Consider the following 23,312-nt stretch of genomic DNA (forward strand, 5'->3'; position numbering starts at 1 on the left):
TTCGAAGACTTGCTCGTTGGGGCCTCACACGCCGAGCGACGCGGCGATCATCGGCCACGAGTCGTGTAAGTCGTCTTCCCAGTATCCCCATGAATGCGTTCCTGCCGGCTTGAAGTTGTAGCGAATGTTGTTCATACCCAATGCGTTCGTCCTGTCCGCAAGCTGGGTGGTGCAGTAGTGAGTTGCCGCCTCGATTCCGCCACCGAGAACAAGCTGCAACGCCAAATCTGTGACGTCGTTGTCGATCCGCGGATCGGCAAGTGTGTCGTACGGACCCGGAATTCCGGTTGCGGTTGTGATGTACATCGGGATTCGAGGTAGCTTGTCCGCGTTGACAACCGGATCGTGAGCCGGCCAACCCGGGCCGTCGTACGGACCCCACATGTTTTCCGCGTCACCCCCACCGACGGCAACCACGAGTTTCACGAAGTCCTGCCCGATGCCCGGACTCGTCATCGCGCACCCGCTGAAGGACCCGACACTGTTGTACAGCGCGGGCGCCGCCATAGCCAGATCCAGTACCGACGTGCCTGCCATCGACAGGCCTGCCAGTGCGTTCTCGCCGGTCGTCCCGAATGTCGAATCAATGACTGGCGGTAGTTCTTCCGTCAGGAACGTGGTCCACATGTTGACCCCGTTGTTGTTGCCGGATTTCGCGAGGCCGGGGTCCGGCCGCTCCCAATCGGTGTAATAGCTGAATGCTCCACCGAGAGGGGTGACCACGTTGACGTGCTTGTCCGCGAAGAACTTCGGTGCGTCGGTCCGCACCGACCACGTCGCGTCGTCTTTTCCTCCGTCTACTCCGTTGAGTAGGTAGAGCGTCGGAGCAGGCGTCGAAGTATCAGCCGGCCGCAAGACCTGCAACGGAATGTCGCGCCCCATCGACGGTGAGTACACCGAGATGTCGACCAGCCTGCTGTCCGCCGACTGCGCGTGACCCGGTGCTGTGAGGAGCTGGAACCCACACACTGACGTGGCCAACGCCACGAAGACACGGAAAACCCTTCGTAACGCACGAGTCTCGATCATCCGGGTCACTCTCTTCCGCAGCGGAACCTTTCGAACGGTACCGCCTGAAACAGGCAAACCCGACGTGATCGGAAAAACTCGATCCGGTCGACACGGAAAGGCTCACGCACCGAGTGCGTGAGCCTTTCGGAACCTATAGCCCTCCGATCAGGCCGGAGGGGTTCCTCCGCTGAGCGAAGTCAACAGGTTGACGATCTCGGTGCCAATCGCACTCGAACCCGTGGTCAGAATCTTGATGATGTCGAGCGAACCCATGTGAACTCCTATGTTGGTGGGCGCTTTGTACGCCAAGCTGAAGCAGATGACTGCAGACCCCTGAGAGGCCAGACTTTTAGCCGCCGAAGCTACCGAGGTTGGTCTCAACCGAACCCATGAAAGTTTCGAGAAGACCGTCAGCAGCAAACAACGAGCCCAAGCCGCCGAGGGCAGCGGCGAGAATCGATTCCATCGAACCCATGTGAATCTCCTTGAGAGGTCAGAGGTCAGCTGCCAAAAGCACCCGACAGTGCTGTGACAGCTGCATCACATCTGTAATGTATCCGTGACGTGGGTAACAGTAATCATACGAACGACCAGTTGGCAAAGGATTCCGACAATGGGGTCATTATTTCGACTAATAAGGTCTGCTACTGAAAAAATTCCGGCGAATCGGTCGAATTTGACCAATTCTGTCGCCGCATTGATCAACCGCCCTAAATCCTGCGGTTACCCACCAGTAAACTGAAATCATGTCTAGCGCAACCTCACTCACGCAGGTAGCTAATTTCCGGTGGCACCGCCATCAACTCGACCGAGCGGTTGTCGGTGACGCCGATCACAGCGATTGCAGCATTCTCGATCTCGGGATTCAGAACACCGGACCTGACGGAGCCGCCTGGGCCCTGCGGATCCGCGGCATCCGCGGCGACGCCACTGAGCTCGCTCTTGCCTGGACGTTGCGCGGAGCTCCCCACTATTACCGTCGGGGCGACCTGCCTGCCATCGCCGTCGCCACGTCGCCGTTCAGCGAAGCCGATGCAGCCAAACGCATTTACGACGCGAATCGGCCACTGAAGGCCGCCGGCATCCCGACGATGACCTCCCTGCAAACAATTGCTGCAGCGATGCGGGACATCATCTCGAAACCAACCGTCAAGGGCGAGATGTCCGCGCAATTGACCAACCGAGTGACCGAGCCCTATCTGAGATTCTGCCGCCCGTGCAATGCCACTCATCTGTACGAGATGCCGTTCCGGCTCGCGGCACTCCAGGCAGGCCTCGAGCTACAGCCGGACACATCTCCCCCAGTGCTCGAACGCATTCCGGGTTGGCGCCGACGCCCATTCAGCGCCACGGGCGCAGACGCAGATTCCCGCTTCGACGTGATCCGGGGTTATCTGCGGTTCTACGGCCCCGCGACTCCTGCTCACGTCGCGTCGTTTCTCGATGCTCCGGTCAGGGATGTCAAAGCCCACTGGCCAGTCGATGCCGAGGAGATCGAGGTGAACGGCGAGAAGCGGTGGATTCTCGAACAGGACCGCGAAGACTTGTTCGGCTCCCCCACCGATTCGAGTACGCGCTTGCTCGGGCCTTTCGATCCGTATGTACAGCTCAAGGATCGGGAGACCCTGGTTCCCGATCCGACCGCCCAGAAGACGGTGTGGCCGACCCTCGGGCGACCGGGCACGGTGGTGGTCGGTGGCACGATCACCGGATTGTGGCGACCACGAGCATCCGGAAAGAAGCTGAAGGTCGCGATCACCCCGTGGGGAACGTGGTCTCGATCGGCCCGCGCAGCAGTGGCCGAGCAGGCCGAAATACTTGCCGAATTTCGCGGCGTCGAGCTCTCCGAACTGGTCGAAGTATCTTGATCGAGCCAGTGGCATCCGGATAATTCCAGCTCACACCCGCCCCGATTCGGAGAAGGAAACCCCCAACGATAACCTGAATGCGACCTTCGCACGCACCCTTGTTCAGGAGAGATGATGGCCGACTTCCTCTATGAGGACCTGTTGCCGATCGGTGATGACACCACCGAGTACCGATTGCTCACCACCGAAGGGGTGTCGACAGTCGAGGGACCGGACGGCCGCACCTTCCTGCAGGTCGAGCCGGAAGCGATGCGCTTGCTGACCGAAACGGCGCTGCACGACATCTCTCATTACCTGCGCACAGATCACCTGACGCAGCTCGCGAGCATCCTCGACGATCCCGAAGCGTCGAACAACGACAAGTTCGTCGCGCTCGATCTGCTCAAGAACGCCAATATCGCCGCTGCCGGCGTTCTGCCGATGTGCCAAGACACCGGAACCGCCATCGTCATGGGCAAGCGTGGACAGCATGTGCTCACCCCCGGCGACGACGAGAAGTCCATTGCCCGCGGTGTCTACGACGCCTACACGCGTCTGAACCTGCGCTACTCGCAGAACGCCCCCATCACGATGTGGGACGAGAAGAACACCGGCAACAACTTGCCCGCGCAGATCGAGCTGTACGCCGATACTGCTGCCGGACATGAGAACTCGTACAAGTTCCTCTTCATGGCCAAGGGCGGCGGAAGCGCCAACAAGTCCTACCTGTACCAGGAAACCAAAGCGATCCTGAACCCCGACTCGATGATGCAGTTCCTCGAGGCGAAGATCCGCTCACTCGGCACCGCAGCCTGCCCGCCCTACCACCTTGCAATCGTCGTCGGCGGTACTTCGGCCGAGTTCGCGATGAAGACGGCGAAGTACGCGTCGGCGCACTATCTCGACGAATTGCCCACCGAAGGCGCCATCACGGGTCGCGGCTTCCGCGATCACGAGCTCGAGAAGAAGGTTTTCGAGCTGACACAGAAGATCGGCATCGGCGCACAGTTCGGTGGCAAGTACTTCTGCCACGACGTCCGCGTCGTCCGACTCCCCCGCCACGGCGCTTCGTTGCCCGTCGCCATTGCGGTGTCCTGCTCGGCAGATCGACAGGCGAAGGCCAAGATCACCCCGGAGGGCGTGTTCCTGGAACAGCTCGAATTCAACCCGGGCCGTTTCTTGCCCGAGGTCACGGACGCTCAGCTCGACGAAGAGACGGATGGCATTTCGGGTACCGGCAAGGGTGCTGCGGTCAAGATCGATCTGACCAAGCCGATGTCGGAGATCCTCGCCGAGCTTTCCAAGCACCCGGTGAAGACTCGTCTCTCCTTGACCGGTCCGCTCGTCGTGGCACGCGACATCGCGCACGCCAAGATCAAAGAGCGTCTCGACGCAGGCGAAGAGATGCCGCAGTACCTCAAGGATCACCCGGTGTACTACGCCGGCCCCGCCAAGACGCCCGACGGCATGGCGTCGGGTTCGTTCGGCCCGACCACAGCCGGCCGTATGGACTCGTACGTCGAGCAGTTCCAGGCCGCCGGTGGCTCGATGATCATGCTCGCCAAGGGAAACCGCTCCAAGCAGGTCACCGACGCCTGCAACTCGCACGGCGGTTTCTACCTCGGGTCGATCGGTGGACCGGCCGCTCGCCTGGCGCTCGACTGCATCAAGAAGGTCGACATCCTCGAGTACGCCGAACTGGGAATGGAAGCCGTCTGGAAGATCGACGTCGAGGACTTCCCCGCCTTCATCGTCGTCGACGACAAGGGCAACGACTTCTTTGCGCACACCGGTGAAGTGACCCTGACGATCGGCAAGCGCCCGGGTCTGTAGACACGTCAACAGCAAAGAGCCCCGGCGAGTTTCGATCGCCGGGGCTCTTTTGTGTCTTTGTCAGGTCCAGAGCGCGGCCACGAATACGGTCACGATCGACAACCCGCCGACGACGTGTACCAGATTCGGATTGGGCTGGCCCTTCTTCTGCTTCGCCCGGGTGATCTCGGCAAGCGCCACGATGACCAGCGAAAGCACCAGCTTCACAGCGATCTTCGCGTGAATGTAGTTCTTGTCCAGGGCGCCTTCGCCCAACCCGACGATGATCAGGCCGGACACGAACTGCATCCTGGCACCCCACACCATGACCTCGGTGATCGAAGGAGCCTTGAGGACGGTGAAGTAGCTACCGACCAGGGCAGCCATGCCGAGTAGGTGAATCACTACAAAGACGTTGTATAGAACAGACATACAAGCACTTTAACTTGTACCTTGTTCTGGCCGAACGGAACTGCGACTTCTCTCAGAGAATTCCGGCTTCGGATGCGGCGGAACGATATTTCGCTGCCAAGGTGTCCACCGTCTCGTGTGCGTTGAGACCACTGGGATTGGGCACGATCCACAGTTTTGCCCCCTCGAAATCACGGTCCTGACGCCCGGCCTTCGCCTTCTTGTCACCGAAAGCTGTTCGATAGGCGGTGATCCCGGCGAAGGCAACGACTACTGGATTGGTTGCGCGCACGATGTTTCGGACCCGAACTCCGCCAGTTGCGAGTTCCTCCGACGTCAATTCATCGGCGCGCGCAGTTGCCCGCACCGCCAAATTGGTGATGCCCACTCCCCGATCGATCAGATGCTGTGTGTCAGCGTCCGACATACCCGCGGAAGGATCGATCGCATGCTCGATTATGCCTGCCCGCAGCAGTGCCGGATAGAACCGATTACCCGGTCTGGCGAAATGCGCGCCGGTCGCCGCCGTCCACAGTCCCGGATTGATACCGACGAACAACAGCCGGCAATCCGGCCCGATCAGATCCTCGATCTCGGCGTCTCGGAACGATTCCAGTTCGGCGCGCGTGAATCCCATGCAGCCAGTACATCAGGCCGTCACGACAGCGCTTCGCGCACCTCGTCGATCGCGTCGTGCATCATCTGCTCGTACACATCGATGTCCGGAATCGAGGCCGGACTGCTGGTGATGCTGATCGTCACAGTGTCCCCGATCCCGTGTACGCCGTGGGTCAACGACATGACCGGCGACAAACTCGGGAAGCCCGCTGTGAACCGAACGACGCCGCCTCCGAGCACCAGATCCGCGTCACCGCGCGCGACACTCGACACCACGGTGTTTCCAGTGACCTCGTCGGGTACTGCCGTGAAATCGTATTGCTGCACGCCCCAACGGACCAGCGGGCCGGGAACCGCGTTCAGCGCGAGATCCGACGCTGCGCTGGATGGATGGGACGCACGTGCGCGACGCTCGTCCATCGACTCCCTGATCAATTGGGCTCGCTCACGAAGATCATCGACTTCCGGGAACAGCCCGACACCTGCATTGCGGAAGTGATTGCGCGCCGTGGGTGTACCTGCCTTGGCGATGGTCACCTCAGCTCCCAATTCGGGCGGTACCGAGCCGTCTCGCTCGGTGAGGTAGTTCGCCATCGCTACCGAGATGGCTGTCATCGCTCCGACTGTGACGGATACGCCGTCGCCACGGAAATCTGCGCTGTCCCGCACGACCATGCGCACCAGTCGGTGCGGTCCGGGAGGGATGTTCGAGCGCACCTTCGGACGGCTCGCCGCTTGCGGCGCAACAACTCCCGATTCGGTGTCCGCCTGCAGCTGTAACTGCGCGCGGTGCCCCGCCCGGCCGTCGCGGAACAGCGAAACAAGTTGGCCCGGAAGGCGCAGGGCGGCGCGGCCCAGAATCTCGGCTGATCCGCTACGCCGCACGTCCGTCTTCTGCTTCGCGGGCGGTTGCGGCGAGAACAGCTGGCGAGCAATCGCTGACGCGCGTTTGCCGTCCGCCAGAGAATGAGCGACCTGCAGAACTGCGATCAGCGCCGGGCCACTGCAGCGCGGCACGCCGGTGACGCCGTGAAACAGGTGCAGCGTCCACGGGGACTCGCGCGGGTCGACGTGGTTCTCGAGTAGTTTCTCGATTCCGTGAATGCACGAGAGCCACGAGTTTTCGGGCAGCTCATGCACTCTCACCAAGGAGGCGTCGACCGGCATGGGCTCCCACACCGGATAGTCGAGGTGCCACGGTGATTCACGAATCCGAACATTGAGATCCGGAATGAGCGACGCTCTTTCGACCACCGAGCGTCGTAGCTCGTCCATGTGCTGGCTCTGCCCGTCGAAACAGTAGAGCAGCAGCTGATCGTTCGGGATCTTCTCCGAAATCCAGAAGGTTTGGGCATCGGTGGGCGTCATCCGTAACACCGGGAGACGGTACCACCGGCTTGTCAGCTCTTTTCTGCAGCAGCTTTCAGCTGGGACAGGCCCTTCTCGAAATCCTTTCCGACAAGCTTGTCCATGCTGAAGATGAAACCGAAGATCTTGAAGAACAGATTCTTCTTTCCGGTCATCTTCCACGTCACCTGAACTTCACCGGAATTCGGCGAGATGAGAAACGTGGTGACGTTCTGCGCCTTGAACGGCTTGAGGAAGGCCAGGTCCAAAACTACTCGTTCATTCGGGACGGATTCGGTGATCACCATCGAACCGGAGCCCGCCTTCTTGTTTCCCGCCCAGGCGTACGAAGCCCCGACGCCCGCGTCAGGACCCGCGTACGTACGCTGCATCGCCGGGTCGAGACCTTCCCACGGCGACCACTGAGTCCACTGATGGAAATCGTTGATCAACGCGAAGACGACCGGTGCTTCTGCCTTGACGATCGTCGTACGTTCTACCAGGAATTCGTCGGAATTCTGCGAAGCCATCGTCGATCTCCAATTCTCGGGCGTGACAAGTGTTCGGAATTATCCACAGTCGACGAGATCGGAGCGAGTCGACACTCAGTCCCGCAGGCACAGGCAGAAATAGTGACCGACCGGGTCGCGGTACACGCGGAAAGTCTGATGCTCCGGAATGTCGGTCACCCGCTGCGCTCCAAGGTTCGTCACCCAAACCTCGGCGGGGTCGAGAGAATCCACGAACAGATCCAGATGGATCCCGACACCGGAGGTCGGCCAGTCCACCGGAACGAAATCCGGAGCGAGCTGAAACGCGAGCCGTTCCCCGCCGGGTCCTTCGATCACGTGCCAATCATCCTCGTCGCGAACACTTTTCCACTCGAGGACCTGGACGTAGAAGCTGGCCAATGCGGCCGGATCCGGGCAGTCCAGGACTGTGTAGTCCATACCGATGTTCGGGCGCGTCACTGTGCCTTCTTCTCCTGAACTTTCTTACGCACGAACAACAACGGAAGAACCAGCGTCGCAACGGCGGTTACCAGCCACACGACGACGGTTCCCAGAATCCACGTCGAGACACCGGAGATCGACAGATTGGAGAAGAGCGACGCCACCAACAGCGCGACAAATGTCGACACCAATCCGATTCCGCCGAGAAATGCCGGTGCATGGCGCTTTGCCACCGTGGCGATGAACGGCGCCAGGACCGACTGCGCAATCGCAAAGATCACGACCGCAACGATGAATCCGGATGTGGGCGCCGAGAAGCCCGAAAGAATCAACGACGCAACTAGAAGCCCGACAGCGGCAGAACCCAGGAAGATCGCGGCGCGAATCAGGAAGCTGATCATTTGTTGATCCTATATGTCGGATATCAAGGAGAACAGATATTCACAATCCCAGAGATTCCTGCACCTCTCGCAATGTCCGGGCAGAAGATCGGAGCCCCGAAGCCTCCTTTTCCGATAGCGGCACTTCGAGGACTCGGCCGGCACCAGCACGACCAACCATCGTGGGAAGGGACAGGCAAACGTGCTCGAGTCCGTGGACGCCGCTCTGCAAAGTCGACACCGGCAGAACCCGTTGTTCGTCCCGCAACACGACTTCCGCGATGAATGCGCTCGACAATCCGATGGCGAGGTTGGTCGCGCCCTTACCCTCGATGATCTCGTAAGCACTCTCGACTACAGACTTCGCTACTTTCGCGCGTAGGTCGGGGCCGAGGACGCCACCCGACGGTCCCACGAACGAGGTTGCCGGCAATCCGCCGATGGTTGCGCTCGACCAGAGCGGAATCTCGGAATCCCCGTGCTCGCCCACGATGAAGGCATGAACGTTCTCCACCGCGACTCCGAGTTCGGTAGCCAGCAGGAATCGCAATCGGGCCGTGTCCAGCACGGTCCCAGATCCGAAAATTCGGCCGCGGTACGACGGTCCCGCGGCCTGGATCGCTGCGTAGGTCGCCACGTCGACCGGGTTGGTGACGAAGAGAAGGACCGCGTCCGGTGACACCGCCAACAGTTGTTCGGTCAGTGTCTGCGCGATCTTGACGTTCACCGCGGCAAGTTCGAGCCGCGACTGACCGGGATGCTGTTTGGCGCCCGCGGTGACGACGACCAAGTCGGATCCCGCGGTGACCGAGATGTCATCGCCTCCGTCGACAGTGCACGGCGGTGTGAACTGGGTGCCGTGGTTGAGATCGAGAACTTCGGCCCGGACCTTTGCGCTGTTGGTGTCGTAGAGGGCGAGCGCGTCGGCCGATCCGCGTATCAGGCACGCATACGCAATTGCGGTGCCGACACTTCCCGCACCGACAACGGACACTTTTCGTCTGGATGAACGATTCGGCGTCGTCATGGGTAAATGGTGCTCGCTCGATAACGATTTCGCAGTACAACGGATTGCCAGTCTCTTCTCAGGGTTTGGATGCAGACCTCTCAGAATCGACGTGGATGATCGCTGACATGGCTGAGGTAACCGTTCTTGCAGTTGGCGGCACCGGCGAATCCCACGTCGGCGACCACGGCGCCCGTGTGCGCGGACTCCTCAGTGCCGTCACCGACGAACTCGACAGTCGATTCGATTCTCGCTGGGTCGCTTATCCCGCATCGTACGGTCCGGTCGCCGACGGCGGCCTGAGCTTTCGGCACAGCACCGCGATGGGTGTGAAAGCCCTCACCGCCGAAATCGCACAGACAGACGGCCCGGTCATGCTGATCGGATACTCACAGGGATGCACCGTGATCCGCTCGGCTCTTCCGACGCTGAACCGCGCCAACATCATCGGAGTCGGACTGATCTCCGATCCTCAACAACCGGCAGGCATGATCGAAGGTTGTGAGGGACACGGAGTTGCCGGCGACGGACCCGATATCCAGCCGTGGATTCCGGTCAAGTGGATCGGGCACCCGCAGGACATGATCTGTAATGCCAGCGACGACAGCTACATTCGCGACATCGCAGACTTGACGCGCTGGATGTCCTTCTCGCAGGCACGCGTGTGGGCAGGAAAGGTTTGGGAACTACTTCGTAGCAATGCTTTCCAGAATGCGCAGAAGACTCGTTTCAGTCCCAAACAGTGGCGTACCGATCTACGACGCATTCGCACCGCGTTCCTCGAAGTGCTTGGTTACCTGCCGACGAAGTTGAACCTGAACCGATTTCAGCTCAAGAACCCTCGCGGCGGTAGACACATCAGCTACGCGATCGAACCTCTCGACGAGAGCGGACTGACCGGGTGTGAGCTTCTGGCGTCGTGGATGAAGGTCCACGCGAGCGGCGTCGGGCAGCACATTCACGCGGCCTGACCTTTACCGTTAGTTTACCTAACGAACCCCGGCGAGCCATTCGACGCCTCTACGTTCCTTTCATGCAACTGAGCAGAATATTGTCGTGCGCCGCCGTGACCGTCGCACTCCCCCTCACCGCCCTGGCGGCCCCGGCCGCCGCATCGCCAACCGGCAGTCTCGACTGGTCCGGTTCGTTCGGTAGTTCAGCGCCCCAGCCGGTTTCGACGTTCGACGTCCAAGCCCACCGCGGCGGGCTCGGCCTGTACACGGAAAGCAGCCTGGCCGCGTTCGCGAATGCCCTCGAAATGGGCGTCAGCACACTGGAACTCGATACCCAGATCACCGAGGACGGGATCGCTGTCGTCACGCACGATCGTAAGATCTCGAACAAGAAATGCCTCGACACCGAGCCCGCAACTGCGGGTGACCCGGAGTTCCCGTACGTCGGCAAATTCGTCAACACGCTGAGCCTGCAGCAGATCAAGACCATGGACTGCGGCACTCTCCCCCTTGCCGGATACCCTGAACAGCAGAATGTTCCGGGAGCGAAAATGCAGACGCTCGAAGAAGTGCTTGCCCTGGTGAAGTCGTACAACGCACCCGGAATCAAGCTCAACATCGAGACCAAGGTGGAAGCGGGAGCGCCTCACGAGACCGCCCCGCGTGAGCAGTTCGTCTCTGTAGTCCTCGATACGATCCGGGCAGCCGGATTGTTGGACAGCGTCACCATTCAGAGCTTCGACTGGGGCTCGCTCATGCTCACCCGTCAACTCGCGCCGAGTGTCCCCGTCGTTGCGCTCACAAACGGCGACTTTCTCCAGGTAGGCAAGGACGGAGCGTCACCGTGGCTCGGCGGTCTGGACATCGATGATTTCGGTGGCGACGGCATCGCGGCGGTAGCAACCTTTGGTGCCTCCGCCTACTCCCCCGTCCAAGGAACTCCGCAGGGCGGAAAGGTCGGGGATCCCGGTTTCACCCTCTATCCGACAGCCGACATGATCGCGAGCGCACATGCGCGTGGCATGAAGGTCATCCCGTGGACCGTCGATGATCCCGCCACCATGCACGCCCTGATCGACCTCGGTGTCGACGGGATCATCACCGACTACCCCGATCGTCTCCGAGCCGTTCTGGCCGAGCGAGGCATGCCACTACCTGCACCTGCGGTCAAGAAGTAGCCTCCACCGCGCACCGAAGCAGGTACCTGAACAGGTACTACGGCCGATGTCCCCGGGGTCCCGTCGGCCGCATCCTGGACAGGTACTTGCTCGGGTGATCGGAGGTGAATTCTGATGATGTCTTTGAAGGATCAGTTGGACAACTGCGAATACCTACTTGCCGACGCGGAAATGGCCGGCGACTGGAATGCTGTCCGGCGATTCAGGGAATACCGGCTCAGGCTCGTTCGACAACTGTGCAGGCAAAGGGCCGCCGGCCTCTGCGCCTAGAGGCCCGACCTCAACCGTATCTGAGCTGGTCCCTCTGGGCGGTTACGATCCGCCGTCGCCCGAGTCACAGTCGGGTGCTCTCACCAATTGAGCTACAGAAGGTATGGCCCGCAGTGCTTTTCGACTGCGATCTTTCTCTGCCGAACCATACGGGCCCGCATCTCTTCCGCGCTACTGATTTTCGAGTAGACGATCTACACCGACCACCGCTGCGAGTTCGGTTTCCGCGTCCCCGCGGGGACGTCCCCGTCGAGGCCACACCGAATCACCGCTGACCAGTAGTCGATGGGATGATGACCTGCGTGTCCATGTCCCCACCGCTGCCCGTCAAGAACGGGGTTGGCCCGACGCGCCTACGCATCCCGCTCTCTGGGCCGTGGGCGACGATCGCCGAGTACGTCGTAGCCAAGTTCGACCATCTGGACGCCGAGAACCTGTATCGGCGGTTCGACGACGGCGAGTTCGTAGATACCGACGGCCACTCGATCTGCCTGAACACAGAACTCAGCGCGCACCGGTTCGTCTGGTACTACCGCGAGTTGCCGGCGGAGGACCCGGTGCCGTTCCACGAGGAGATCCTGCACACCGACGACGATCTCGTCGTCATCGACAAGCCACATTTTCTCCCGACCACTCCGAGCGGGCGATACCTGCGTGAGTCGGCGCTCATCCGCCTGCGGGTTCGTCTCGACAACCCAGATCTGACCCCGATCCATCGACTCGACCGCGGCACCGCAGGGGTGGTGATGTTCTCGGCCCGCCCCGCGACGCGCGGCGCGTACCAGTCACTGTTCGAGAAGCGTCAGGTCACGAAGGTTTACGAGGCGGTGTCGGCGCGACCGACCCGGCGGGGCCGGGATGCACCAGCGCTCGACGTCCCTCTCGTTTACCGCAACCACATCGAAGCTCGACGCGGCGAGTTGCGAGTCGTCGTCGACGACAGCCGTGAACCCAACTCCGAGACCATGATCGAGGCGCGAGGGATGGGCGTGAGTGCCTCCGGACGTGCTGTGCTGCACACGGTTCTACGTCCGCGCTCCGGACGGATGCACCAGTTACGGGTGCATCTGGCGGCTCTCGGCGCCGGGATCCTGGGCGACCGGCGATACCCCGACCTGCTTCCCGACGCCCCGGACGATCATTCTCTCCCACTCCAATTGCTCGCGAGGGAACTCGAATTCACCGACCCGCTGTCGGGGAGAGCGCGGCGGTTCGTCACCCGTCGGACGCTCAGCGAGATGCCCGTGGGGTGACGACCAGAAGCCGCGGATTTAGACGTTGAAGCGGAACCCTAGCGACGCACCCAACACAGCTATCTACCTGAGCTAATACAGTTTTTTTGCGTTGGTCTTAGCCCCGCTCCAGCCCCACCTACAGTGCGACGTCCGGGTCTTCATTGCGTGCCCGCGCAATCACGTTGTTCACGGCGTTTGGGTGGCCACGCAAAAACTCGTCGATTTCTTCGGCAGGGCGAACGAAGGTTTGAAAGTCCTCATAATTCCTTTGCTTCGCTTCCCAGTCTGCCTCAAGGTGTTCCATCGGCCCTCCGGTGAAAGCGCGAGCAACATCGGCAAGATCTTGATGCCACCGGGGGTCCATAATCTCGTCGTTCGCCATAGCATTCCGGAAGCAGTACGCCACAAATATCGCCTCAGCTGTCAACTCATAAACTACTGCGCGCAGTTCATCTTCGTCGAACACTGGATAGGGACGAGGGCGAAATTCTGCGTCCGGGGTGAACAAAAACGGTAGTGAACTCTTTGCCGAAGGGTGTGCGTAAGCACTCGCGTGTTTGTAATACTGCTGATATGGAATCTTAGCTTCCTCGTCACCACCGGATAGTGCCACTGCGAAGTCTCGCGACGCGCGGTCTGGAACCCACTCCGCCTTGCGCAGCCACCTTTCTGCCAGAGGCACGTCATGAGCCAGCATCCGCGACAGACCTCCCGACTCGTATGCTCCTCGGATTACGGCACGAGCATCTGTATAGAAGCCAGTTGCCGCCAATTGGGCACCCGATTGGAGGCCCTGATATGCCCTAATCAGGCAACAGAGGGCGGCAACCTCGTTGGCAAACGCCGCACGCAGGTCAATCGCGTTGCTCGCGAATCTGAGTCCATGTTCGATAATTCCCATAACTCTGTCGAGCATCTGCCACTCCGGCTGAATTGCCTTTTCGGACTTCTCAAAAACTGAGAATCCGCTAAACAGCCGATGCAGTGGTGCGGGGTCACCGTCGGCGTGTATCTCGCTCATCCGCTAAGGGTAGATCGCCAGCCCGACCAATTCACCACGATGTCAACCACTGGCGCTCTTCTGCCTCCGACACTGTCGAGGAGTATAGGCAAGTACCTAAAAGATGCACTGCGGCGTAGCTACCGTTTCTGAACAACCCAGGATTCCCGGTGCCACTGCATAATTGTCGCCGCCAACGCCACCACTGCGCGCGCTTCCGCCTCAGACGGCGTGCGCTTTGCCATGATTCCTCCATGCCGATCATGGTTCGGCCACATGAGGCGCAACATCGCGACCAAGGGCGCAACATCGCGAGACTTGTCAGCGCCGGGCAAGATCATCTGCCACAGCCCCGAGGTCTTCCTGTTCTCCAACTCGTGAAGTACCTGTCCTAGCGTTGCCTTCGGTTTACTCGGCAGAACAACAGGTATCAAAATGTCCTCGACGGCCTTGATCGCGTGATCCCAGGCGTCCGAAGGATCGCCATTGCGGCCGAATGCGTTCGCCCACGCGGTGCGCAGCTCGTCAGACGCGTCGTCATGAACGGACGTTGCTTGCTCGTAAGCAGCTTGGGTCTCATCTTGCACCACCAACATCAATGAATCATCGCCATCAGCGACCGTCCAAACAGATGCTCCCAGAGCAAGGATCAATCGGAGTCTGTCCGCTGCACCCCCATAATTGCCCACGAAGTGCAGTACCGCATCCGCCATGTCCAAGCACAGGTTTTGATCCCCAGAGGCAGCTGCTACCAAAAGTCTGGCCACCTTAAACTCTGGAAGTCCGGACGACATACCCACGCGAAGCTGAATAGCAACCGTCGACGCAATTGACGCATTTTGCAGAATTTCAAAAAGCCAGTCGCCTAGCGGACCAGAAATATGGTCTGGAACCCCCTCGTACGGGCCGTCCGGTCGAGTTCCACTCGCTCTCTGCGAGAGCCGCTGCCACGTCATGCCCTCAAGTTAGCGGTGAACACCGACACATCGGGCACTAACTCCACATCTGTCGTACGTTCGTCGGCTTCGGCATGGGCGGGGCCGCGAATGCAGCGCCCATTGCGTCGGTAACGGCGTCGCTAACGTTCTCATACAGGTGACCGTAAATATCCATCGTCACCTTGAACGATGTGTGCCCCAGATGTGCCTGGATCGCCTTGGTCGGCACGTTGGCCGCGATCAGCAAGGCCGCGCAGGTATGACGGAGGTCGTGTGCGCGGAGCTTGTTCGGTAATCCCGCGAGCTGAACGGCCTTCTTCCAGTAGGTCAGGTAGAAGTCGCGGCCCCAAGATCGCCTCTACCGCTAAAGGCGCTCGCACTGCAACCAGGACTGCGACGACGATCGGATCGAAGAAGGTGGCGAGGGGTATCGGCAACAGTTACGCGCCGGGCTCCCTCTCCAAGAACCTCGCCGTCGACCAGGGTAGCGAATACAAGCGCATTCGCGTCGGCGCTGAGTTCAAGACGCCGAAGGGCCGGGGCGTGGTCGTCAAGGGCGTCGTGGGATTTCACGGCAAGCCCAACCGCCGCTTCGACATCACGCCCACTAACCTTCACGGCCAAGCCGAACCCAAACCGCAAAGCTGCCGCAGGCACGAAATTGAAGCGATAACGCTTGACGTTTGTGCCGGGTGCGCGCACCCGGCACGGCCAACCCGGTCACATACTCGGTAGGCCTGTCTAAAAGGCATTGCAGGCCAGTAACCACCAGCCCGCTGCGCACAACTGCACAGGCATTTCCGAGCGATACGCCCGCGACGATTACTTCCCTCCATCCCAATCGCTCGACTAAAACCGGACGCATGGTTCAATTCTGGCATTATCGCCCGGTGATTCCGCTGGGCTCTTCACATCAGGAGTCAGAATGAAGAGATTATTTGCGGGTGCGTTTGCTGCCCTTGCTATATGCGGACTCGCTGGATGTGGGAGTGAAACCGCGAATGATGTCAATTCAGCCCCCACTCAGACCGTCGCCGAGGACGCCTCTCTCCGCGCGAGAGCGTGTGATGCGTATCAGGGAATGGGTGAGCGGCAATTGAGGCAGAGTGAGACGCTCAGGGAATCAATGGACAAGTCTCTGTCGGCCGAGCAACGTGCGGATGCACAGCGGCGACTCGACGCGATTCTCGCTGATAAATCGGTTTACGACGCGAATGTGAACCCTGACGAGTGCAGCGGGCCTACTTGGGAGAAATACCACGCATCGGTCATACAGAACTCCGCCGACATTACCGCGACGTCCGCAGCCAAAGCATCGGTCGCGGAAACCGGCGTGATCAATTGGAAGTATCTCCAGAGCGAATACTCCAAGTTCCTCGGCATGGATTGTGGCAATGACTCCAAGGCGTCGTCGTACGTTGTGTGCCTCGGACTTCAGAACGCAGGGATCAATTCATTCGCACGCGATGCAGAGGAGCTTCCTAAGAGCAAAGCCAGGTCCGACCTCCTGGGTTCAATCGACAGCTACAAGGACGACCACGATAAGTACACCGATGCTAGGTGTGAGATGTCGAGAACACCGTCAGCTGGCTGCATGACGGCATCCCTCGGTATGTCGCTGACTTATAACACAATCGTGGTGATCGTCAACCGCGAAGCCGCAGCCCAGTAAGTACGCCTTCCAACAAGAGAACCCCGCCGTACTCACGGCGGGGTTCTTTCGTATTCGAGGTCGGTGCTGCTAGCCCGGTTCTAGCCCCATCGCGAGGCGTTTCAGGGCTAATACGGGGTGCGCACGAAGCGAACACAGGATGACAAAAAACGTACTCTCCCCAGCATTCTTGCCGGAGGATCGCACTGCCCACCTGGGAAACACAGCACTGCTAAACGTTGAAGCGGAACTCCACCACATCGCCGTCGGCCATGACGTATTCCTTGCCCTCCATGCGGACCTTGCCGGCAGCCTTGGCCGCGGCCATGGAACCCGCCTCGACGAGATCGTCGAAGGACACGATTTCAGCCTTGATGAAGCCACGCTCGAAGTCGGTGTGAATGACGCCGGCAGCCTGGGGCGCGGTGTCACCCTTGTGGATCGTCCAGGCGCGAGCTTCCTTCGGACCAGCCGTCAGGTAGGTCTGCAACCCGAGAGTGTGGAAGCCGGTGCGCGCGAGAGCGTGCAGGCCGGGCTCGGTCTGACCAATGGAGTCGAGCATTTCCTGGCGATCTTCCTCGTCGAGCTCGAGCAGTTCCTGCTCGACCTTCGCGTCGAGGAACACGGCGTCGGCAGGAGCGACGGAAGCGCGCAGTTCCGCGATCTTCGCCTCGTCGGTGAGCACCGACTCGTCGGCGTTGAAGACGTACAGGAAGGGCTTGGTGGTGAGCAGGCTCAGCTCACGCAGCAACGAGAAATCGAGCTTGTCCTTGACGCTGAAGAGCGTCGTGCCCTCGTTGAGGAATGCCTGAGCCTTGAGTGCCTCGTCGTGGGCCGGCTTGAGCTCCTTGTTCTTGCGAGCTTCCTTGTCCAGACGCGGGAGAGCCTTCTCGAGAGTCTGCATGTCGGCGATCACGAGCTCGGTCTCGATGACCTCGATATCGGAGGCCGGGTCGACCTTGCCGTCGACGTGGATGACGTCGTCGTCGGCGAAGACGCGAACTACCTGGCAGATGGCGTCCGCTTCACGGATGTTGGCCAGGAACTTGTTACCCAGGCCTGCGCCCTCGGACGCGCCCTTGACGATGCCGGCAATGTCGACGAACGACACGGTCGCGGGGAGGATGCGCTCGGAGCCGAAGATCTCGGCGAGCTTCTGCAGCCGCGGATCGGGCAGCTCGACCAGACCGACGTTGGGTTCGATGGTCGCGAACGGGTAGTTCGCTGCCAACACGTCGTTGTTGGTCAGTGCATTGAAAAGGGTGGACTTGCCGACGTTGGGCAGTCCGACGATTCCGAGGGTAAGGCTCACGGTCTGTGGATTCTACGGCCTCGCGGCGACGTGACGGGTACTCGCCCCACCGTCACGTCGCGGCAGGTGATCAGTTGTAGGTATACGAATCGACGGACGACACGATCGCAACCAGGAAGATCACGTAGAACGCGATGAACAGCACCCAGCAGATGACGGCTATCAGGAGCGAAATCTGCCCGAGCTTCTTCACCCGCTCGGACGCGTACTGCGCGCCCTGGTGATCGCCCATCGCCCACTTCGGGTAGATGTCGTGGAGATGGTTGAACGCGGCGAACGCGATAGGCCAGAAGAAGATGATCGACGCGACGGCCCATCCCGCGTTGGACTTCGGCGGACCGTACTGAGGCGCCGCGTACGTGGGAGCAGCGCTGTACTGCTGGGCTGCGCTGTACTGCTGACCGGTCGGATACTGCTGTCCGGCTGAGTACTGCGGGTCGGTCGGGTACTGCTGGCCCGTCGGATATTCCTGGCCTGCTGAATATTGCTGACCGGCTGAATACTGCTGGCCCGCCGGATACTGCTGCTCCTTCGGATCCTGCGGGTCGGTCGGATATTGCGGTTCGGTCATCATTCCCCCAAAGAGTCGGATTCGGTTCTCTATCGCAGAACCTAGTGGAGACTTACCGCTGCCGTGTCACAGTGAGCGCCTACGCTCTCGAGGTGACTCGGATGCTGATCGTGCTCTTGATATGGATAGTGGGTCTCGGCACCGCCGCGCTCGCAATTGTCGCCTCGCCCGGATGGTGGGTGATCGCTGTCGTCACACTCGCGCTGGCGGCCATGGGCACCTACGACCTCACTCAGAAGTCCCACAGCATCCTCCGTAACTATCCGGTCCTGGGGCACGCGCGATTCCTCCTCGAGAAGATTCGACCGGAGATCCAGCAGTACTTCGTCGAATCATCCACCGATGGAATGCCATTCGATCGCGAAACGCGAGATCTGGTTTACGAGCGGGCAAAGGGAACACTGGCGGAAGAGCCCTTCGGGACCGAGCGCGACGTCAATGCGATCGGCTACGAGTTCATGACGCATTCGATTCGCGCACGGACCGCCCCCGACACCGTTCCCCGAGTTCGCCTCGGCGGACGCGATTGCACGAAGCCGTACGACATCGCTCTCCTGAACGTCTCCGCGATGAGCTTCGGGTCGTTGTCCGCCAACGCAATCGAAGCCCTCAACGCCGGCGCCGCCAAAGGCGGCTTCGCCCACGACACCGGCGAAGGCGCGATCAGTCCGTATCACCGCAAACACGGCGGCGATCTGATCTGGGAAATCGCCTCGGGATACTTCGGATGCCGAACCGAGGACGGCCGATTCGATCCTGACCGTTTTGCCGAGCGTGCCGGACTCGATCAGGTGAAGGCCATTTCGATCAAGCTCTCGCAAGGTGCGAAACCCGGGTTGGGTGGCGTGCTTCCCGGAGTCAAGGTCTCCCCCGAAATCGCCGAAACCCGCGGGGTACCCGTCGGCCAGACCGTGATTTCGCCACCCGCGCACACCGCGTTCAGCACCCCGGTCGAACTGGTCGATTTCATCGCGACCCTGCGAAAACTGTCTGGAGGCAAGCCGGTCGGGATGAAACTGTGTGTCGGCTCGCGTCGTGAATTCCTCGGAATCTGCAAGGCGATGATCGAACGCGGTATCACGCCCGACTTCATCATCGTGGACGGTTCCGAAGGCGGCACCGGCGCAGGTCCGGTGGAGTTCGAGGACCACATGGGCATGCCGTTGACCGAGGGCCTGATGCTGGTGCACAACGCTCTGGTGGGAACTGGTTTGCGCCCTCTCGTGAAAGTCGGCGCTTCCGGAAAGGTGGCGAGCGGTTCCGACATCGTCAAACGCATCATCCAGGGCGCAGACTTCACGATGGCGGCCCGCGCAATGATGTTCGCAGTGGGCTGTATTCAGGCCCAGATGTGCCACACCAACCGCTGCCCGGTCGGCGTTGCCACTCAGGATCCGGCACGCACCCGCGCACTCGACATCCCCGACAAGAGCGAGCGCGTCTACCGATTCCAGAAGGCAACCGTCGCCAGCGCGCAACAGATGATCGCGTCGATGGGCATCGATTCCTTCGACCAACTGCAACCGGGAATGCTCAACCGCCGCGTCGACGGTCTCACCACTCGCACCTATGCCGACCTGTTCGACTGGCTGATGCCGGGCGAACTGCTCGACTCCCCGCCGCAGAGCTGGCTCACCGATTGGATCGACGCCGACGCTCACCGATTCTGACGTCGGTCGACTCCCGCGTTTCAGATCGCGCGGATTCACCCTTCTGGTCCTACAGTGACAGATGGCCCGCTGTGACGGCGGCCACACGTGCACTAGTGGACGGAGTTCGACGATGAGCTTGACGACTGCGCCGGAACCAAATGTCGAGTACCTGAAAACCGATCCTGACCTGCCACCTGTCGGCGTCATCGACAAAACACCCATCTCCACGACTGCGCGCGTCGTCTTCCTTGTTCTCGGACTGGTCGGCGCGGGCGCCTGGTACATGATTGCGATCGTCCGCGGTGAACACATCAGTGCCGTCTGGTTCGTGTTGGCCGCAATTTGCACTTATCTGATTGCCTACCGCTTCTATGCGCGGTTGATCGAACGCAAGATCGTCAAACCCCGCGACGACGTCGCCACTCCCGCCGAGATCATGGAGAACGGCGCCGACTACATGCCGACCGACCGTCGGGTGCTGTTCGGTCACCACTTCGCGGCAATCGCCGGTGCCGGCCCCCTGGTCGGACCCGTGTTGGCCGCGCAGATGGGATATCTTCCGGGAACGATCTGGATCATCGTCGGCGTCGTGTTCGCCGGGGCGGTGCAGGACTTCATGGTCCTGTGGATCTCGTCGAAGCGCCGCGGGCGCAGCCTCGGTCAGATGGCCCGCGAAGAACTCGGCCTTGTCGGCGGCGTCGCCGCACTGATCGGCGTGTTCGTCATCATGATCATCCTCATCGCGGTGCTCGGACTTGTGGTCGTCAATGCGCTCGCCGAGTCCCCGTGGGGAGTGTTCTCGATCGCGATGACCATCCCCATCGCGCTGTTCATGGGCGTGTACCTGCGGTATCTGCGGCCGGGCAAGGTTTCCGAGGTCTCCCTGATCGGCGTCGTCCTGCTTCTCCTTGCCATCGTCTCCGGCGGATGGGTTGCCGATACCGGTTGGGGCGCAGACTGGTTCACACTCTCGAAGGTCACCATTGCGTGGCTGATGATCGCGTACGGATTCGCCGCATCGGTGCTGCCAGTCTGGCTGCTCCTGGCACCGCGCGACTACCTGTCGACGTTCATGAAGGTCGGCACCATCGCGCTGCTGGCCATCGGAATTCTGGTCGCACGACCCGCTCTGAACATGCCGGCAGTGACGCCATTCGCCTCCAACGGCGAAGGCCCGGCCTTTGCCGGTTCACTGTTCCCGTTCCTGTTCATCACCATTGCCTGTGGCGCACTCTCGGGCTTCCACGCACTGATCGCGTCCGGTACGACGCCAAAGCTGCTCGAGAAGGAAAGCCAGACCAAGATGATCGGGTACGGCGGCATGCTGACCGAATCGTTTGTCGCGATCATGGCTCTGGTCACCGCCTGCATCCTCGATCAGCACCTGTACTTCGCACTCAACGCTCCCGCGGCACTGACCGGTGGAACACCGGAAACCGCAGCCGAATACGTCAACAATCTGCCCCTCGGCACTGCCCCCATCACACCGGACGTGCTGACTCAGGCAGCCGAGGCCGTCGGCGAAGAATCGATCATCTCGCGAACCGGCGGCGCCCCGACGCTCGCGTTCGGAATGTCCGAAGTGCTCAGCGACGTCTTCGGCGGCGACTCGCTGAAATCGTTCTGGTACCACTTCGCGATCATGTTCGAGGCGCTCTTCATCCTCACCACGATCGATGCCGGCACCCGCGTCGCTCGATTCATGCTCTCCGACTCGCTCGGCAACTTCGGCGGTCCGGCAAAGAAGTTCAAGGACCCGTCGTGGCGCATCGGCGCGTGGCTGTGCTCGCTGATCGTCGTCGCTGCCTGGGGCGCGATTCTGCTCATGGGTGTCACCGATCCGCTGGGCGGAATCAACACACTCTTCCCGCTCTTCGGCATCGCCAACCAGCTACTCGCCGCGATCGCGCTGACGGTGGTCATGACGATCGTCATGAAGAAGGGCCTGTTCAAATGGGCCTGGATTCCCGGCGTGCCGCTGGTGTGGGACCTGGTCGTAACCATGACCGCGTCGTACCAGAAGATCTTCTCCGACAACCCCGCGATCGGGTACTGGGCTCAGCACAACGCGTTCAAGGACGCGAAGGCTGCCGGCGAGACGGCGCACGGTTCCGCGAAGACTCCGGAGGCCATCGATGCCGTCATTCGCAACACCTTCATCCAGGGCACGTTGTCGATCATCTTCGCGTCACTGGTGATCGTCGTGGTCATCGCCGGGATCATCGTATGTGCCAAGGCAATCCGAGCGGGCGGGCTGCCGACCACCGAGTCCCCGGAAGAACCGTCGAAAATCTTCGGACCCGCCAGCTTCATTCCGACGCCCGCGGAGAAGGAAATCCAGAAAGAATGGGACGAGCTGATCAAAGCCGGGAAAGTCCGGGCGCCCGGCGCCGCACACGGAGGTGGGCACTGACCATGACGACGGCGACCATGACGGCAAAACTCACCACAGCGTTCCGCGGAACGCTGTGGTGGGTTCGCTCGGTGATGGGTGATCTCGACTATCAGCGCTACGTCGAGCACACCCGACGCCACCACGCCGACTCACCGGTGATCAGCGAACGAGAGTTCTGGCGCCGCCGACACGCAGCAGCCGACGCCAACCCAGGCGCCCGCTGCTGCTGAATCCGGTCAGGGGCAGGTGGCCTTCGCGAGTTCGTAAATGTGGCCGGCCTGCTCGTCGGTGGGCTTGTTGCCGTTGTTCTCGGCCAGGTCGGTGATCTTGGTCTTGACCTCCGCCTCGTCCGTGCCGTTGGCGACCTCGGTACACGTGGTCGTCAAGATCTCCTCGATGTCTGCGTCGTCGCGGTTCTCCGCCAACGGTGCGTAAGCCCCACGGAACGTGGCGACGAACAGCGCCGTCTTGCCCTGATCGATGGCGTTGCCCGCTGACTGTTTCGCCGTCTCGAGCGCCTGTTGCCCGCTCGTGACTGCCTCGCTGATCTTGTTCTGCGCGTTGTCCTGATCCTCGGTGCTACACGCGGTGAGCCCGAGAACGACGATTGCTGCTGCCCCGACTGCTGCTGCGATTCTCATGACGGAAATGTTAGTCCGATCAGCATGCTTCAAAACACAGTATTGCAGCGCAACACACGAGTTATCGCATGCAGTCGTTACGATCAGCTCAGCTAGATCACCGGATTCGCACATCGGCGAGGAGATCCCTG

At 60.9% G+C, this 23,312-nt stretch carries 24 protein-coding genes and 1 tRNA gene; 9 read left to right on the forward strand and 16 right to left on the reverse strand.

Features of this window, described 5'->3' with window-relative positions; translation table 11 throughout:
• Nucleotides 1-24: 24 nt before the first annotated feature.
• The gene (locus RHP72_RS20305; protein ID WP_311093746.1) at nt 25-1,029 is read right to left on the reverse strand and encodes an alpha/beta hydrolase family protein; all 1,005 of its coding nucleotides are present in this window, start codon (nt 1,027-1,029) and stop codon (nt 25-27) included.
• Between the two features lie 331 nt (nt 1,030-1,360).
• The gene (locus tag RHP72_RS20310) at nt 1,361-1,486 is read right to left on the reverse strand and encodes a hypothetical protein (protein WP_257898927.1); all 126 of its coding nucleotides are present in this window, start codon (nt 1,484-1,486) and stop codon (nt 1,361-1,363) included.
• A gap of 271 nt (nt 1,487-1,757) precedes the next feature.
• Between RHP72_RS20310 and RHP72_RS20315 the strand changes: the two genes are divergently transcribed.
• A complete protein-coding gene (locus RHP72_RS20315; RefSeq protein ID WP_311093747.1) occupies nt 1,758-2,879 on the forward strand; it encodes a winged helix DNA-binding domain-containing protein in 1,122 nt (373 codons plus the stop codon).
• 114 nt (nt 2,880-2,993) lie between these two features.
• Nucleotides 2,994-4,691 (forward strand): fumarate hydratase, encoded by a 1,698-nt coding sequence (locus tag RHP72_RS20320; protein ID WP_007726313.1) that lies wholly within the window; start codon nt 2,994-2,996, stop codon nt 4,689-4,691.
• 60 nt (nt 4,692-4,751) lie between these two features.
• Here RHP72_RS20320 and RHP72_RS20325 read toward each other — a convergent pair whose 3' ends face one another.
• From RHP72_RS20325 to RHP72_RS20355, 7 genes are all read right to left on the reverse strand, one after another.
• Nucleotides 4,752-5,102: a hypothetical protein gene (locus RHP72_RS20325; RefSeq protein ID WP_003945214.1), complete on the reverse strand. Its 351-nt coding sequence runs from the start codon at nt 5,100-5,102 to the stop codon at nt 4,752-4,754.
• Between the two features lie 52 nt (nt 5,103-5,154).
• Nucleotides 5,155-5,718: a mismatch-specific DNA-glycosylase gene (locus RHP72_RS20330; protein WP_003945221.1), complete on the reverse strand. Its 564-nt coding sequence runs from the start codon at nt 5,716-5,718 to the stop codon at nt 5,155-5,157.
• A gap of 20 nt (nt 5,719-5,738) precedes the next feature.
• Nucleotides 5,739-7,067, reverse strand: a complete 1,329-nt coding sequence (locus tag RHP72_RS20335) for a WS/DGAT domain-containing protein (RefSeq protein ID WP_030536239.1) — start codon at nt 7,065-7,067, stop codon at nt 5,739-5,741.
• Nucleotides 7,068-7,099: 32 nt separating this feature from the next.
• Complete coding sequence (locus RHP72_RS20340; RefSeq protein ID WP_003945238.1) at nt 7,100-7,576, reverse strand: SRPBCC family protein; 477 nt, start codon at nt 7,574-7,576, stop codon at nt 7,100-7,102.
• A 75-nt stretch (nt 7,577-7,651) separates the two neighbouring features.
• Complete coding sequence (locus RHP72_RS20345; protein WP_311093748.1) at nt 7,652-8,017, reverse strand: VOC family protein; 366 nt, start codon at nt 8,015-8,017, stop codon at nt 7,652-7,654.
• A complete protein-coding gene (locus RHP72_RS20350; protein WP_003945275.1) occupies nt 8,014-8,400 on the reverse strand; it encodes a phage holin family protein in 387 nt (128 codons plus the stop codon). The genes RHP72_RS20345 and RHP72_RS20350 overlap by 4 nt, the downstream gene beginning before the upstream one ends.
• 40 nt (nt 8,401-8,440) lie before the next feature.
• Complete coding sequence (locus RHP72_RS20355) at nt 8,441-9,406, reverse strand: L-lactate dehydrogenase (protein WP_058037407.1); 966 nt, start codon at nt 9,404-9,406, stop codon at nt 8,441-8,443.
• 107 nt (nt 9,407-9,513) lie between these two features.
• Here RHP72_RS20355 and RHP72_RS20360 point away from each other — a divergent pair, with 107 nt between their 5' ends.
• Nucleotides 9,514-10,356: a PE-PPE domain-containing protein gene (locus RHP72_RS20360; protein ID WP_311093749.1), complete on the forward strand. Its 843-nt coding sequence runs from the start codon at nt 9,514-9,516 to the stop codon at nt 10,354-10,356.
• 62 nt (nt 10,357-10,418) lie between these two features.
• Nucleotides 10,419-11,516, forward strand: coding sequence for a glycerophosphodiester phosphodiesterase family protein (locus RHP72_RS20365; protein ID WP_179090764.1), 1,098 nt, complete (start codon nt 10,419-10,421; stop codon nt 11,514-11,516).
• A 296-nt stretch (nt 11,517-11,812) separates the two neighbouring features.
• Here RHP72_RS20365 and RHP72_RS20370 read toward each other — a convergent pair.
• A tRNA-His gene (locus tag RHP72_RS20370) sits at nt 11,813-11,888 on the reverse strand.
• A 188-nt stretch (nt 11,889-12,076) separates the two neighbouring features.
• On the opposite strand from RHP72_RS20370, the gene RHP72_RS20375 reads away from it, so the two are divergent.
• Entirely contained in the window at nt 12,077-13,039 is a 963-nt protein-coding gene (locus RHP72_RS20375; RefSeq protein ID WP_311093750.1) for a pseudouridine synthase, read from the forward strand.
• A gap of 118 nt (nt 13,040-13,157) precedes the next feature.
• On the opposite strand, the gene RHP72_RS20380 is transcribed toward RHP72_RS20375, so the two are convergent.
• The 3 genes from RHP72_RS20380 to RHP72_RS20390 all read right to left on the reverse strand — a co-directional run bounded on the left by RHP72_RS20380 (nt 13,158) and on the right by RHP72_RS20390 (nt 15,290).
• Entirely contained in the window at nt 13,158-14,042 is an 885-nt protein-coding gene (locus tag RHP72_RS20380; protein ID WP_311093751.1) for a hypothetical protein, read from the reverse strand.
• 119 nt (nt 14,043-14,161) lie between these two features.
• Nucleotides 14,162-14,977, reverse strand: coding sequence for a hypothetical protein (locus RHP72_RS20385; protein ID WP_311093752.1), 816 nt, complete (start codon nt 14,975-14,977; stop codon nt 14,162-14,164).
• 37 nt (nt 14,978-15,014) lie between these two features.
• Nucleotides 15,015-15,290 (reverse strand): tyrosine-type recombinase/integrase, encoded by a 276-nt coding sequence (locus RHP72_RS20390; RefSeq protein ID WP_311094887.1) that lies wholly within the window; start codon nt 15,288-15,290, stop codon nt 15,015-15,017.
• Between the two features lie 594 nt (nt 15,291-15,884).
• Here RHP72_RS20390 and RHP72_RS20395 point away from each other — a divergent pair.
• Entirely contained in the window at nt 15,885-16,631 is a 747-nt protein-coding gene (locus RHP72_RS20395; protein ID WP_311093753.1) for a hypothetical protein, read from the forward strand.
• Nucleotides 16,632-16,842: 211 nt separating this feature from the next.
• On the opposite strand, the gene ychF is transcribed toward RHP72_RS20395, so the two are convergent.
• Both ychF and RHP72_RS20405 read right to left on the reverse strand, forming a co-directional pair.
• Nucleotides 16,843-17,922 (reverse strand): redox-regulated ATPase YchF, encoded by a 1,080-nt coding sequence (ychF, locus tag RHP72_RS20400; RefSeq protein WP_054188760.1) that lies wholly within the window; start codon nt 17,920-17,922, stop codon nt 16,843-16,845.
• A 70-nt stretch (nt 17,923-17,992) separates the two neighbouring features.
• Nucleotides 17,993-18,496 (reverse strand): CD225/dispanin family protein, encoded by a 504-nt coding sequence (locus RHP72_RS20405; RefSeq protein ID WP_030536246.1) that lies wholly within the window; start codon nt 18,494-18,496, stop codon nt 17,993-17,995.
• Nucleotides 18,497-18,585: 89 nt separating this feature from the next.
• On the opposite strand from RHP72_RS20405, the gene RHP72_RS20410 reads away from it, so the two are divergent.
• The 3 genes from RHP72_RS20410 (at nt 18,586) to RHP72_RS20420 (ending at nt 22,770) form a co-directional block, all read left to right on the forward strand.
• Entirely contained in the window at nt 18,586-20,163 is a 1,578-nt protein-coding gene (locus RHP72_RS20410) for an FMN-binding glutamate synthase family protein (protein WP_042449196.1), read from the forward strand.
• Between the two features lie 112 nt (nt 20,164-20,275).
• Nucleotides 20,276-22,558, forward strand: coding sequence for a carbon starvation CstA family protein (locus RHP72_RS20415; RefSeq protein WP_283376208.1), 2,283 nt, complete (start codon nt 20,276-20,278; stop codon nt 22,556-22,558).
• Between the two features lie 2 nt (nt 22,559-22,560).
• A complete protein-coding gene (locus RHP72_RS20420; RefSeq protein ID WP_003945213.1) occupies nt 22,561-22,770 on the forward strand; it encodes a YbdD/YjiX family protein in 210 nt (69 codons plus the stop codon).
• A 6-nt stretch (nt 22,771-22,776) separates the two neighbouring features.
• Here the strand turns inward: RHP72_RS20420 and RHP72_RS20425 are convergent, their stop codons facing one another.
• Complete coding sequence (locus tag RHP72_RS20425) at nt 22,777-23,181, reverse strand: hypothetical protein (protein ID WP_003945253.1); 405 nt, start codon at nt 23,179-23,181, stop codon at nt 22,777-22,779.
• Nucleotides 23,182-23,312 lie beyond the last annotated feature (131 nt).

The sequence above is a fragment of the Rhodococcus sp. SG20037 genome (assembly GCF_031763325.1).
Taxonomy (GTDB): Bacteria; Actinomycetota; Actinomycetes; order Mycobacteriales; family Mycobacteriaceae; genus Rhodococcus_F; species Rhodococcus_F qingshengii.